Below are 13,697 nucleotides of genomic sequence, written 5' to 3'. Positions count from 1 at the left end.
ATGAAAAAGATCATCGCCATTATCTGCCTAGTGTTGAGCACCATGAGTCTATATGCCAAAGAAGCACAAGATTCGCTCCTCTTAAAAATTAACAAACGCGACCAAACCTTAGTGGGAACAAAAGCGGCTAATCGTACCCTTCGACAGGAATTAGAAATGGCCTTTGATAAAAAAGGTCTCGTGTTGACGGATAGCCTTTGGCAAAATATTAGACAAGCCATTAAAACAGATTCAGATGGAGATAGTAGTGTTTCTGTTCGAATTGGGAATAGTTCAGTGAAGATTGGAATTCTAAAGTCTGGCGTTAAATATAACTCTGAAATTAGTATGAAGGCCAAACCAAGTGGTGTTAGCATAGCATCCTCTGGTAAAGAAGAAGTACGTGTCGGATTAGACGGCGTACACGTAAAAGAGGGTAACGAAGAAACTCACGTGACTTGGGATGGGGTATACCATCGCGAGGGGAACGAGGTGACTAAAGTGATTTGGGGAAAGGATTCTACTAAAATAAAGCGCCCTAATTTATATAGCAGAAGAGGTTTAAACTTCTACTTAGGTTTAAATGCCTTGACGGGTGTGGAGCCTGAACTAGCTGTTCCCTATCCAGGAGCACCAGCCTACATTCCCAACTTTACGCTAGATCCCAGGGGGTCACGCTATGCAAGCATCGAAATCTCCCGTTTCGTAACCTTATCTGAGGGCAAAAAATCTGCCTTCCGTTTAGGCTATGGTCTTGAAATCGATTGGTATAACTTCCGCTTTGACCATAACCGAATCGCGACAAAAGGGCCAAATAACGTGCAATTCACGACCATTACATCCTCTACCGGAAAAGAAGTGGCTATGAGCAAGAACAAGATGAGTGTTTCTTACCTGACTCTACCTATTATGCCGCATTTCGTTTTTGATAAAAAATCGGCGGTACAAATGATCGCCATCGGAGGATATGTATCCTATCGATTAGATACGTGGACGAAAGCTATCGAAGAAGAGAGTGGAAACTTGCGCAAAGAGACGAGCAATTTGTATATAAATCCTTTCCGATATGGCGTAAGAGCAGAATTTGCCCTTCGTCACTTCCCTGATTTATTCTTTAGTTATGATTTGAGTCCATTGTTTGAGCCGGGTAAAGGTCCAGAAATGCGTGGATTAGCGTTTGGAATCCGATTATTGTAAAAATTTATTCGAAATTTTTCACGGATGTGTTTGCGGAAATGAAAAAATGAGCTACTTTTGCGAACTATTTCAGTGGAACGTTACACTGAAAGCACAAATGAAGGGGATATACCAGAGCGGCCAAATGGGGCAGACTGTAAATCTGCTGGTGAATGCCTACGGTGGTTCGAATCCATCTGTCCCCACATTTTTTTATTACCTTGAATCCTTTTTACAGGAGGATTCAACAAGCGGGAGTAGCTCATTTGGTAGAGCGATAGCCTTCCAAGCTATAGGTGGCGGGTTCGAGCCCCGTCTCCCGCTCAGAAATACAAAATGTTGCTAAGGGAGAAATCCCTCTTAGCGATATTTTTGTTTTCGTTAATCGAAAGAGGTTAACAAGAGGCCGCAAGGTTATGCCTTTGTAGCTCAGTGGTAGAGCACTTCCTTGGTAAGGAAGAGGTCGGCAGTTCAATCCTGCTCAAAGGCTCTACAATTAAGCAAGGCCGTAGTAAAGCGTACATTTGAAACTTTTTATAACTAAATTAAGAACTAAATAATCATGGCAAAAGAGAATTTTGACCGAAGTAAACCCCACGTTAACATTGGTACGATTGGCCACGTTGACCACGGTAAAACAACCTTGACAGCTGCTATCACTAAAGTTCTTTCTGAAAAAGGTCTTGCTGAGAAAAAAGATTTCTCTTCCATTGACTCTGCTCCAGAAGAAAAAGAACGTGGTATCACGATCAACACTGCGCACGTAGAATATTCTACTGCTAACCGTCACTACGCACACGTTGACTGTCCAGGTCACGCGGATTACGTGAAGAACATGGTTACTGGTGCTGCACAAATGGATGGTGCTATCTTAGTAGTTGCTGCTACAGATGGTCCAATGCCACAAACGCGTGAGCACATCCTTTTGGCTCGCCAAGTAGGTGTACCTCAATTGGTCGTTTTCATGAACAAAGTGGACATGGTAGACGATCCAGAATTATTAGAATTAGTTGAAATGGAGATTCGTGAGCTTCTTTCATTCTACGAATTCGATGGTGATAACATTCCAGTAATCCAAGGATCTGCTTTAGGTGGATTGAACGGAGATGCTAAATGGGTAGCTACTATCGATGCGTTAATGGATGCAGTTGATTCTTGGATTCCACTTCCTAAGCGTGATGTTGATAAGGCATTCTTGATGCCAGTTGAAGACGTATTCTCGATCACAGGTCGTGGTACTGTAGCAACAGGTAAAATTGAGACTGGTGTTATTAACTCAGGTGAGGCAGTTGATATCTTAGGTATGGGAGCTGAAAACTTGAAATCAGTAGTAACTGGTGTTGAGATGTTCCGTAAGATCTTAGATCGTGGAGAAGCTGGTGATAACGTAGGTTTATTGTTACGTGGTATTGAGAAAACTGATATCCGTCGTGGTATGGTAATCTGTAAGCCAGGTTCAGTGAAGCCTCACACTAAATTCAAAGCAGAGGTTTATATCTTGTCAAAAGAAGAAGGTGGACGTCACACTCCATTCTTTAACAAATACCGTCCACAATTCTACTTCCGTACGACAGACGTAACAGGTGAAATTACTTTACCTGCAGGAGTTGAAATGTGTATGCCTGGTGATAACTTAACAATTGATGTTACGTTATTGAACGCAGTAGCTATGGACAAAGGTTTACGTTTCGCGATTCGTGAAGGTGGCCGTACTGTAGGTGCAGGTCAGGTAACTGAAATCTTAGACTAATTTTTATTAGCCTATACGGAAAAGAGCGGTCAGTGACCGCTCTTTTTTTTTGTACCTTGCCCACCTAGACAAATAAACCTATGAAAAAAGTACTTTTATTGCTTCTCTTGTGCAGCTTTGCGGTGTCTGCGCAAGAATATTATGAGATCAGAACGTATCAGATGAAGTTCAAGGGAAATACGGCTCTATTAGAGTCCTATCTTTCTAAAGCCTTCATTCCAGCCCTTAACGCTTATGGCGTTTCTAAGGTAGGCGTATTCAAAGATTACGGAAAACCGGAACCAGGTATCGTGGTAGTAGCGATCCCTTTTTCGTCTCTAGCTTCCTATGCGGGATACAAAGACGCTTTGGAGAAAAACGCCGTATATCAAGAGGCTGCTAAGCCCTATTTTGAGAACGTAGGATTAGACAAACCGATGTTTGAAAAGATCTCAACGTATCTTGCCAAAGGCTTTGCAGGGCACCCTTCCTTGAAACTGCCTATCACTAATCCAGGTCGTATCTACGAATGGAGAACCTATGAGGCTTATAATGAAGATGCTTTGAAACGTAAAATTACAATGTTTAATGACGAAGAATTGAAGATCTTTGATACGGTAGGCTTACACAATGTATTCTTTGGCGAAGTGCTTGCTGGCGAAAACACCCCTTGCTTAAGCTATATGGTTTCCTTCGAAAATATGGCGGAACGCGATGCGAATTGGGCTAAATTTCAAGCAAATCCAGACTGGAAACGCATCTCATCTGACGCGAAATATGCGAACAGCCACTCGAGAACGGTGCGAAAATTTTTAGAACCCACGAGCTATTCTCAGTGGTAATCAAACAATAATGTGAAGGGGATTTGTAAATTGTCAAAATTTGGCTAAATTTGCAATCCTTTCTACGGGCATAGTATAATGGTAGTATGCAGGTCTCCAAAACCTTTGGTCAGGGTTCGAATCCTTGTGCCCGTGCTAAGTAAATTAAATACCGGTATCGGTTAACTTATGAGCAAATCAACATCATTGATCAAAGAATCATGGACAGAAGTAACAGAAAACGTTACATGGCCCGCATTCTCTGACTTACAGTCGAGTTCTGTGTTAGTTTTGGTGGCTTCTTTAATCTTCGCCCTTTTAGTAGGTGCGGTTGATTTAGTCTTCAAATCTGGTTTGGATTTATTTTATACTTCATTTTAATAAATAGGTTACAACCATGGCAGAGACTAAATGGTATGTGTTGAGAGCAATCTCAGGACAAGAAAAGAAGGTAAAGACCTATATGGAGAACGAATTAGCGCGTCAAGGCGTGTTAGATTCTGTTCCTCAGATTTTAATCCCTACCGAAAAGATTTACGAAATCCGTAAAGGGAAAAAAGTGATTCGTGAGAAGAACTTGTTCCCAGGATACATCTTAGTTGAAGCTGATTTAGCTGGGGAGGTTAGTCACATCTTAACTTCGACTCCGGGTGTTATTGGTTTCTTGCAAGCAAATAACGAAGAAGTAGAAGTAACGAAGGTAGAAGGCGGAAAAGTGAAGAAAACGAAAGTAATCGTTAAGAAACCTGTTCCGATTAATCAAAGTGAAGTGAATCGCATCTTAGGTAAAGTAGATGAGTCTGCTGCGGTAGAAGAATTTGCTTCAGTTACCTTCATTAAAGGTGAAACGGTTCGCGTAATCGACGGTCCATTCGCCACTTTCGAAGGAACGGTAGAAGAGATTCACGAAAACACGAAGAAATTATCTGTTATGGTTAAGATCTTTGGACGTAACACACCACTTGAATTGAACTACGCTCAAGTAGAAAAATAATATTTCTCCATTTAGAGAAGCTTGAAAAGTCCTGAACGAAAATTCAGGACTTTTTTTTGTTAACTATTTGTATTTTAGAATAAAAGCCCTAATTTTGCAGTCCGTTTAAAAAGCGGCAATCTCTGTTTTGAAAATTTCAAGAGGGGATTGGGCCGGAACGTCATTGTTACGCGGAAAGGTCACCCGGAGGGGAATCAGATAAGGAAGCTTCCACCCTTATTGGCAGATAAACCTCTAAATTCACTAAATAAACGATGTTTTAACATGGCAAAAGAAATAGCTGGCTACGTAAAGCTTCAATGCAAAGGTGGCCAAGCCAATCCTTCACCACCCATCGGTCCTGCATTAGGTTCGAAAGGATTAAATATCATGGAGTTCTGTAAGCAATTCAATGCGAGAACTCAAGATAAGAACGGCGTAGTATTGCCGGTCCTAATTACTTATTACGCAGACAAATCGTTTGATTTCGTTGTAAAAACTCCTCCTGCACCCATCTTGTTATTGGAAGCAGCGAAGGTTAAATCTGGTTCAGCTCAACCTAACTTGAAAAAGGTAGGTTCTGTAACTTGGGATCAAGTACGCGTTATCGCGGAAACTAAGATGCCAGATTTAAACTGTTTTACAGTTGAAGCAGCAATGAGTATGATTGCTGGAACGGCTCGATCAATGGGAATTACTGTTTCTGGTGATAAACCGTTCTGATTTAACCATCAGAAATAAACATTTTAATTAAAAGGTAATGGCAAAACTTACGAAGAAAATAAAGGAAGCCCTTTCAAAATACGATGCAACGCAAGCGTATTCGCTTGAAAAAGCAGCGGAGATTTTGAAAGAAATTTCTTATACAAAATTCGATGCCTCAGTGGATATTGATGTCCGCTTAGGAGTAGATCCCCGCAAAGCGGACCAAATGGTTCGTGGCGTGGTTGCCCTACCTCACGGAACCGGGAAAGACGTACGTGTACTTGTACTGTGTACGCCCGATAAAGCAGAGGAGGCAAAAGCAGCCGGTGCTGATCACGTAGGATTAGATGATTACATTGCAAAAATCGAGAGCGGCTGGACCGATATCGACGTAATCATTACTATGCCCACTGTGATGGCAAAATTAGGCCGTTTGGGACGTGTTTTAGGACCTCGCGGTCTGATGCCTAATCCAAAGTCAGGTACTGTAACTTTGGAAGTAGGAAAAGCAGTAAACGAAGTAAAAGCTGGTAAAATTGACTTTAAAGTTGATAAAACTGGTATCATCCATACCTCTATTGGTAAGGTGTCCTTCGGAGCTGATAAAATTGTAGATAACGCTTTAGAAGTAATCAACACGTTGATTAAATTAAAGCCGTCTTCTGCAAAGGGAACTTATGTTAAATCGATCAACTTGTCATCGACAATGTCTCCGGGCATTATCATCGATAAGGGAACTGTAGCTGGATTGTAATCATGACAAGAGAAGAAAAAAATCAGATTATTGATGAGTTGAGCGAAAAGTTCGCTGTGACTCCGTACTTCTACATTGCAAGTACAGCCGGTTTAACTGTAGCCGAAGCTAATCAATTCCGTAGCCTTTGTTTTCAGAGAGGTGTTGAGTACAAAGTATTCAAAAACACATTAATCTCTAAAGCATTAGCTAAAACGGGAACGGATTATTCCTCTTTAGATGCAGAAGTTTTGACAGGGATGTCAGGTATCATTTTCGCAACTGAAAATGCTAAAGTACCTGCAAAATTGATCAAAGACTTCCGTAAAGAAGCTGGAAAAGACAAAATTGCATTCAAGGCTGCGTCTATCGAAGGTGGTATCTATATTGGCGAAGGTCAATTGACAGCACTAGAGAACATCAAGTCGAAAAACGAGATGATTGGCGAAGTTATTGGCTTATTACAATCGCCTGCTAAAAATGTTGTTTCAGCATTATTAAGCGGTGAGAAGAAATTAGCTGGTATCGTGAAGACTTTGTCTGAGCGCCCTGAGTAATTATTACCAAGTTTTACCGGAGTGAAAACTCCAATAAATTATTAATTCTTAACAATTAAATTTTCAAAAAATGGCAGATTTAAAAGCGTTCGCTGAACAATTAGTGAACTTAACTGTAAAAGAAGTAAACGAATTAGCTACTATCCTTAAGGATGAGTACGGTATCGAGCCAGCTGCTGCTGGTGCTGTTATGGTTGCAGGTCCTGCAGCTGGTGGCGAAGCTGGTGAGGCTGCTGCTGAGAAGACATCTTTTGATGTAGTCTTGAAAGCTGCTGGTCCTAACAAATTAGCGATCGTTAAATTAGTTAAAGACTTAACTGGTTTAGGTTTGAAAGAAGCGAAAGATGTAGTTGATGCTGCTCCGAAAGCTGTTAAAGAAGGTGTATCTAAAGACGAAGCTGAAGGTTTGAAAAAATCTTTAGAAGAAGCTGGTGCTGAAGTTGAATTGAAGTAATTCAACCCAACCTATCTTACGAAAAAAGGGAATGGCAACATTCCCTTTTTTTTGTTTAATCCCGTATCTTTGCCCACTCATTTTCCTATTCATTTATGCACAATCTGATCAAAATGCTTCCGGATGCCATCGCAAATCAAATTGCGGCAGGTGAGGTAGTACAGCGACCAGCCTCTGTGGTAAAGGAATTGATGGAAAACTCGATTGATGCCGGCGCAAGCTCGGTTCAATTAATCGTGAAAGAAGCAGGCAAAGTGAATATCCAAGTCATCGATGATGGCAAAGGCATGTCCCCACAGGATGCACTGATGTGTTTTGAGCGCCATGCAACCTCTAAAATCAGTAAGGCTGAAGACTTATTTGCCATCCACACGATGGGGTTCCGGGGAGAGGCTTTGGCCTCTATCGCTTCTGTAGCCCAAGTTGAATTAAAAACAAAGCGAGAAGAGGATGAATTAGGTAGTTTATTGCGCATGGAAGCATCAGTGCTAAAGGCGAATGAACAGGTGGCTGCCCCTAAAGGGACTTCCATCTTGGTTAAAAACCTCTTCTATAACATCCCGGCCCGACGCAATTTCTTGAAATCAAATCCGGTGGAAATGCGCCATATTTTGGACGAATTCCAACGTATCGCATTAGCCAATCCAGAAATCAAATTCTCCTTAATCCAAAACGAACAAGAAACCTATGCTCTTCCCGTTGAAAAACTGGGAAAGAGAATCGTGGACTTGTTTGGTAAAACTTACCGAGAACAATTAGCGGCTTGTGAGGAAAATACGAACTACGTCAGCATCAAAGGCTATGTGGGCCGCCCAGAATACGCTAAGAAAACACGCGGAGAACAATTCTTCTTTGTGAATAATCGATTCATCAAGAGTTCGTACTTGCACCACGCGGTGATGAGTGCTTACGAGCGTTTAGTTCCCGAAGGCTCTTTCCCTTTTTATGTGTTGTTTCTAACACTAGATCCTGCGCACATTGATATCAATGTGCATCCGACGAAAACGGAAATCAAGTTTGATGATGAGCGATCCATCTATGCCATTTTACAAGCGGCTATCCGTAAAACGTTAAGCTTAAACCATTTAATTCCATCGCTAGATTTCGACGCGAATGTCAATTTTAGAAATCCGAGCGGAGCTACTAGCTCCATTTCTTCGTTTTCAGGAACGAATTCCCCTCGCCCTGTCCAAGATGCTTGGAAGAAGCTTTACGAAGGCTTAAATGACAATATAGAGGCCTTTGAGCGGGGTGATGTGGCTGAACCTTCGGTGAATTTATTCCCTGAGGCGCCAACAACCATTCAAAGCAAGGCAAATACGTGGACGGCTGAGAGTTCTTCGCACACGAATTTCCAAGTAATGCAGATACTGAATAAATTCTTGGTGGTGACGCTTTCTGGTGGCATGTTGTTAATCGATCAGAAAAAAGCCTACCAACGTATTTTGTTTGATCAATTCTCCGAGAATTTAGTGAAAAAGAATGGTGTATCTCAGCAATTATTATTCCCGCAGATTTTACGTATTAATCCAGCGGATGCTGTATTGGTGGAAGAAATTTTAGGGGATATTACCGATTTAGGTTTTGGGCTAACGAAAGATTCAGAAGAAAATTACTGGATTCAAGGTGTTCCCGCAGGAATAGGCGAGGAGGATGGCCAGAATTTATTGGAAGGAATTTTAGAACAGGTGAAGCATGAGGCTTCTGATTTAGGCCAAAACCACTCCGAAAAAATCGCGCGCATTCTAGCCAACCGAGCGGCTATTCGATATCAGTCGAAAAAACTGTTAGCAGAAGAAATGTCAGCCTTAGTGGAGCAATTGTTTGCTAGCACAAACCCCTCTTATTCTCCGAATGGCGAGATTATTAGTCGTCAATTAAATGAGACAGAAATCGGTCAATTAATTGGCTAATTCTTTGGCACGATCCTTTGCCGCAATAATTCCTTTTTGCAATCCTTCAGCAACTAAATTTTCCTGGAAAGTCTTCAACGCAGCTTCTGTCGTTCCCCCTTTCGAGGCCACCGCTTGAATTAATTCATCTAACGTTTTATCGCTTGTCTGCATTAAATGATAAGACCCTAACATCGTTTGTTTTACTAATAAGGAGGCCATTGCTGGCTCAAATCCCATCTGAACTCCCGCGTCAATCATCGCCTTAATCAAATAGAAGAAATACGCTGGACCACTACCGCTCAAACCGGTTACCGCATCCAATAGGCTTTCTTCTTCTAAAAAGACCGCACGACCCGTGGAATTAATCAAGTTCTCTACCTTTCGGATATCTGACATACCCACGGCAGAAGCTGCAGCAAAAGCTGTCATACCCATGCCTAAAAGTGCAGGCGTATTAGGCATAGCCCGAACCACTAAATCATGCGATAAACTAGCTTGGATATTCGCAATTGGAATACCGGCCATAATGGACAAAATAATCTGGTTAGGCTGAATAAATCGAGCTAATTCTGTGGAGACAGACGGATAATCTTGAGGCTTTACTGAAAGAATGATTAAATCAGCTGCTGCCACTTTCTCCGAAATAGTATCGACTACGATCCCCGCTTTTTGCTCTTGCAGAATATCGCCTCGCTCTTTGTTCTTTTCAATCAAGATCAGCTCCTCTTTGGAAACCAAATTATATTGAATGAAGGAATTGGCGAACGCCATTCCCATATTTCCACAACCAATGATCGCTATTTTCATCTTATTTTGTTTCAAATAATTTGGCCAAATACTGGTCCAAAGCAGCCCCTCTCAATCCTTTGGCAATAATTCGACCCGTTGGGTCTAACAAGAAAGTCTGAGGAATGGAGTTCACCTGATAGGCCTGTGCCCCTGCAGAACTCCAATATTGCAAATCAGATACGTGCTTCCACACTAATTTGTCTGTTTCAATTGCCTTCAACCAAGCCTCTCTATTTTGATCTAAACTAACGCCGTAAATCTCAAAACCTTTATCCTTATAGTTCGCATATGTCTTTACGACATTCGGATTCTCCCTACGACATGGTCCACACCAGCTCGCCCAAAAATCAATCAACACATATTTTCCACGCAGCGAACTTAAAGCCAAACTAGGACCCTCAGGAGTCGCTAAATTAATCTCAGGTGCCATGGAACCTTCATTCACACCTCCGAGGCGTTTTAAATTAGCTACAAACTGTTTTACCTGTGGATGATTCGGGCGCGCTTGATTCAGTCGATTCGCAATTTCTTCTAGTGAGGCCATCTCTTTCTCCGCAGGCAAAAAATTAGTTGCCCAAAGTGCCACTAAATGACTCCCCATCTGCGGAATTAAGGCTTTTATTTTGCCAGTGCTAGCTGCCTGTGCCTGTGTAAACTCAGCCTGAATTCGCTTTTCTTGTTTAGGGTCTACCTGAATCTCCTGGTTCCATTTACGTACTTTCGCTTCCATTTCCTTCGAAATAGCCATCAATTCAAGCATAAATTTCACGTTAGGATAATCCCCCTTCATCGCAAAGGCACTTTTTCCGTCCTCATCATTCATACCATCCGCGACGATATCAACCGTTTCGCCTCCTTCTAGGATGACGAGCACTTTTTGGGGTTTAGGCGTATCAAAGAAGTTCACTAGATAAAAAGCCCCTTGGTCTTTTACTTTCCCTTTAAAGGTAACTTTACGTTGAGCAGATGGACTTGCAGAGTCGACTTTGATCAATTTCCCTAACTCATTAATGTATTCTAAATAGATTTTTTTACCCGGAATGACCGTCTTCGCCTCAACTCGTAACTCGAAATTCTGAGCTTGAATCGCAGTCGCCAATAACAATAGGAATCCGATTAATCTCATTTAGGCTTTAGCTAATTCTTCTGATATCAATTGATTAACGCGCTTCGGATCGGCGGTTCCCTTCGATTTCTTCATCACTTCTCCGATGAATAAGGCGATCAATCCTTTCTTCCCTTTTTGGTATTCCTTCACTTTATCTGGGTAGGCCGCGATTGCTTCCTGCACCCAAGTAATTAACTCATCACCTGATTGTGCATTCAACCAACCCTGCTCCTCCACCAGCTGCGCTAGTGATTTTGCTGGATTTTCGATGGCCAAAGGAAATAACTGATGTGCCGCCAAATTATGCGTCAACGTACCACTCTCTACTAAATCTACCATTTCGGCCAAGGTCTTCGGGCTTAACTCAAAATCTGTAATAGATTGATTTTTTTCGTTCAAATGAGACTTAACAGGCCCCATTAACCAGTTCGATATGGATTTATATGCTTTCGAATAAGATGCTGTCTCTTCAAAATAGATCGCCATTTCACGCGTATCTGCCAGAAAGTGTGCATCATAGGCAGGTAAGCCAAATTCCATCACTAACTTTTGCTCTTGTTCCCATGGCAATAAAGGCATAGACGCTTTTATTTCTTGCAACCATATTTCTGATATCTCCAAAGGTGCCAAATCAGGCTCAGGGAAATACCGGTAATCATTCATCGTCTCTTTCACCCGCATAGAATGCGTCGTTCCCGTATGAGCATCAAAGGTCCTCGTTTCTTGAATTAACGCGCCACCTTCGTTTAATACCTTCGTTTGACGAACAATCTCGTGCTCAATGGCGCGCTGAATGTTACGCAAGGAATTCATATTCTTGATCTCCACTTTAGTCCCTAAGGTAGTTGTACCTACAGGCCTAATCGAGACATTGACGTCTGCCCGTAAAGAGCCCTCTTCCATATTTCCATCACAAATTCCTAGATAACGCACTAATTTACGTACTTCAGAAACCAAGGCAAATGCTTCTTCTGAAGAGTGAATCGATGGCTCTGTCACCATTTCGATTAATGGAGTGCCTGCTCGATTATAGTCCAAAAAACTAAAGGGGTTATCTCCCTCATGTACCGATTTACCAGCATCCTCTTCTAGGTGAATGTGGTGAAACTCCATCCTCTTATCCCCATCCTTCAAATGAACCAAAACCGAACCACCTATACAAATGGGCGTTTTGTCCTGGGTAATTTGATACCCCTTAGGAAGATCTGGATAAAAATAATTCTTACGATCAAAATACTGTTGCGGGGCAATTTTTGAACCTATCGCTAAACCCATTTTGATCGCAAATTCCACCACCTTTTTGTTCAAATAAGGTAATGTCCCTGGATGACCTAACGAAATAGGAGAAATTAAGGTGTTTGCTTCTTGACCAAAAAGCACAGGGTCACTCGCGAAAATCTTCGACTTCGTCTGCAACTGTGCATGAATTTCAAGGCCAATAACGGGTTGATAGGAAATGCTCACTGAATAATATTTATAACCGGGATAGGATATAAAGATACAAAAATCCCTCGTTTAAAGATATCAACTACTTGATTTTGCACGTACAAGCCGTTTTATGCTTGTAATTAAACCAATAGGCCAGCGTAATAAAGACCCCTAAAGAGAGGCCAAAAATCCATTCTATCGACCTCATTCCAACCAGCGTATCCACTAATTTAATAAAAACACCAAGTCCTAAAAAATACAAAGGCATTGGCTTACGGTGCTTCAGGTAATCTTTCCATAACAAAAGTAAAGCCATCCCAAAGCTGACAACCACTAAAAACCATTCCATCGTCACACTAAAGGCAAATGAGCTAGCTAAATAGGGCGCAGCAAAAAGAACTACAGGCAAAGTGAGGCAATGAATGGCGCATAAAAGGGACAAAAACACTCCAAGCTTTTCAGCTGGCAATAAATGCTTGTATTTTTGTTTAGACATATAACTAACTATTTAACAATAAGAGGGAAACTTAAATCTAAATCTGTACTTCCCACTTCTTCCTCACCGGTCTTCACAATTTTACCATTCAAAGGAGGCTGATGCTTAAGCATCACTTGTAACAAACCAGATCCAGGGAAATATTGAGTCTTTGCTTTTGCGTTCAAACCTATAGGTAAGGCGTTCTTGTCAACGTCCGTAATTTGTATGGCTAAAAGAGATACAGGATTAGGTCTGTACACGAATAAATGCACATCCGATTCTTCTTGGATATCTTCAGTAATATCCTCATAAGTGCCTTTAGACTCATCACCAATATGAATGGATACCTTATACTCCGTATTTCTGTCTAATTTTAACGTATCAAAAGCCTCTGGCTTCGTACGTGTATCGCCATCAATATCTCTAAATTTAAAAGAACGAGAAACATTAGCTGGATCCGTAAAAACAAGCTCAACAGTCGTAATTAGCTCATTATCATCTGTAGGCAACACTTCAGGCTCCTTTTTACAGGCCAAAACTCCAACTAACACCAGTAAAATAAAAAATAGCTGTTTCATATTTAATGCAATAGTGTTGCAAATATAAAGCATAAAGGGTAAAGTGCAAAGAATAAAACAGATAATAGAGAAGAGAGAAGAGATGGTGAATGGTCGGCAGTCGGCAGTGGACAGTGGACAGTCGTTACTCAAAGAGCAGAGTGCGGGGGGCGATATTTCATGAGTGGATAAAAAACGAGGCGGCAGCCTCTTTTTTATGCCGTATCTTTACTCTATACTCTCTAATCCATACTCTTATTCTGACTAAATCGCGCAGCGATGACTAAGTCACGTAGTGACGACTCGTTGACTTTA

15 protein-coding genes and 4 tRNA genes are annotated in these 13,697 nt (G+C 41.5%); 14 read left to right on the top strand and 5 right to left on the bottom strand.

What is annotated here, in order from left to right:
• The 14 genes from SKC35_RS08380 to mutL all read left to right on the top strand — a co-directional run bounded on the left by SKC35_RS08380 (position 1) and on the right by mutL (position 9,040).
• Positions 1–1,176, top strand: a complete 1,176-nt coding sequence (locus tag SKC35_RS08380; RefSeq protein WP_377978956.1) for an outer membrane beta-barrel protein — start codon at positions 1–3, stop codon at positions 1,174–1,176.
• A 102-nt stretch (positions 1,177–1,278) separates the two neighbouring features.
• Positions 1,279–1,361, top strand: a tRNA-Tyr gene (locus SKC35_RS08375).
• A 45-nt stretch (positions 1,362–1,406) separates the two neighbouring features.
• A tRNA-Gly gene (locus tag SKC35_RS08370) sits at positions 1,407–1,479 on the top strand.
• Positions 1,480–1,573: 94 nt separating this feature from the next.
• Positions 1,574–1,645 (top strand) — tRNA-Thr (locus SKC35_RS08365).
• Between the two features lie 72 nt (positions 1,646–1,717).
• Entirely contained in the window at positions 1,718–2,905 is a 1,188-nt protein-coding gene (tuf, locus tag SKC35_RS08360; RefSeq protein ID WP_377978955.1) for an elongation factor Tu, read from the top strand.
• 80 nt (positions 2,906–2,985) lie between these two features.
• The gene (locus tag SKC35_RS08355; RefSeq protein ID WP_377978954.1) at positions 2,986–3,726 is read left to right on the top strand and encodes an NIPSNAP family protein; all 741 of its coding nucleotides are present in this window, start codon (positions 2,986–2,988) and stop codon (positions 3,724–3,726) included.
• A gap of 64 nt (positions 3,727–3,790) precedes the next feature.
• A tRNA-Trp gene (locus SKC35_RS08350) sits at positions 3,791–3,861 on the top strand.
• A gap of 33 nt (positions 3,862–3,894) precedes the next feature.
• On the top strand, positions 3,895–4,086 hold the full coding sequence (gene secE, locus SKC35_RS08345) for a preprotein translocase subunit SecE (protein ID WP_130894756.1): 192 nt from the start codon (positions 3,895–3,897) through the stop codon (positions 4,084–4,086).
• A gap of 16 nt (positions 4,087–4,102) precedes the next feature.
• A complete protein-coding gene (gene nusG, locus SKC35_RS08340) occupies positions 4,103–4,699 on the top strand; it encodes a transcription termination/antitermination protein NusG (RefSeq protein WP_130894755.1) in 597 nt (198 codons plus the stop codon).
• A gap of 264 nt (positions 4,700–4,963) precedes the next feature.
• Positions 4,964–5,401, top strand: coding sequence for a 50S ribosomal protein L11 (gene rplK / locus SKC35_RS08335; RefSeq protein ID WP_130894754.1), 438 nt, complete (start codon positions 4,964–4,966; stop codon positions 5,399–5,401).
• 37 nt (positions 5,402–5,438) lie between these two features.
• Positions 5,439–6,137 (top strand): 50S ribosomal protein L1, encoded by a 699-nt coding sequence (rplA, locus tag SKC35_RS08330; protein WP_130894753.1) that lies wholly within the window; start codon positions 5,439–5,441, stop codon positions 6,135–6,137.
• A 2-nt stretch (positions 6,138–6,139) separates the two neighbouring features.
• Entirely contained in the window at positions 6,140–6,673 is a 534-nt protein-coding gene (gene rplJ / locus SKC35_RS08325) for a 50S ribosomal protein L10 (RefSeq protein ID WP_130894752.1), read from the top strand.
• Positions 6,674–6,743: 70 nt separating this feature from the next.
• On the top strand, positions 6,744–7,127 hold the full coding sequence (gene rplL, locus SKC35_RS08320; protein ID WP_377978953.1) for a 50S ribosomal protein L7/L12: 384 nt from the start codon (positions 6,744–6,746) through the stop codon (positions 7,125–7,127).
• Positions 7,128–7,222: 95 nt separating this feature from the next.
• Entirely contained in the window at positions 7,223–9,040 is a 1,818-nt protein-coding gene (mutL, locus tag SKC35_RS08315; RefSeq protein ID WP_377978952.1) for a DNA mismatch repair endonuclease MutL, read from the top strand.
• On the opposite strand, the gene proC is transcribed toward mutL, so the two are convergent.
• The 5 genes from proC to SKC35_RS08290 all read right to left on the bottom strand — a co-directional run bounded on the left by proC (position 9,029) and on the right by SKC35_RS08290 (position 13,403).
• Positions 9,029–9,829 (bottom strand): pyrroline-5-carboxylate reductase, encoded by an 801-nt coding sequence (gene proC / locus SKC35_RS08310; protein ID WP_377978951.1) that lies wholly within the window; start codon positions 9,827–9,829, stop codon positions 9,029–9,031. The two genes, mutL and proC, sit on opposite strands and share 12 nt — an antisense overlap.
• 1 nt (position 9,830) lies before the next feature.
• Positions 9,831–10,937 (bottom strand): TlpA family protein disulfide reductase, encoded by a 1,107-nt coding sequence (locus SKC35_RS08305; RefSeq protein ID WP_377978950.1) that lies wholly within the window; start codon positions 10,935–10,937, stop codon positions 9,831–9,833.
• The gene (gatB, locus tag SKC35_RS08300; protein WP_377978949.1) at positions 10,938–12,383 is read right to left on the bottom strand and encodes an Asp-tRNA(Asn)/Glu-tRNA(Gln) amidotransferase subunit GatB; all 1,446 of its coding nucleotides are present in this window, start codon (positions 12,381–12,383) and stop codon (positions 10,938–10,940) included. It lies immediately after the preceding gene.
• A 64-nt stretch (positions 12,384–12,447) separates the two neighbouring features.
• The gene (locus tag SKC35_RS08295) at positions 12,448–12,843 is read right to left on the bottom strand and encodes a MerC domain-containing protein (protein WP_377978948.1); all 396 of its coding nucleotides are present in this window, start codon (positions 12,841–12,843) and stop codon (positions 12,448–12,450) included.
• Between the two features lie 8 nt (positions 12,844–12,851).
• Positions 12,852–13,403 carry a hypothetical protein gene (locus SKC35_RS08290; protein WP_377978947.1) on the bottom strand — a complete coding sequence of 184 codons (552 nt, stop codon included), beginning with the start codon at positions 13,401–13,403 and terminating at the stop codon, positions 12,852–12,854.
• Between the last annotated feature and the right edge of the window lie 294 nt (positions 13,404–13,697).

Source organism: Aquirufa originis, assembly GCF_042714495.1.
In the GTDB taxonomy this organism is placed as follows: Bacteria; Bacteroidota; Bacteroidia; order Cytophagales; family Spirosomataceae; genus Aquirufa; species Aquirufa originis.
The sequence above is the reverse complement of the archived record's forward strand: the minus strand, read 5'-3'. Positions and strand labels throughout refer to the sequence as shown.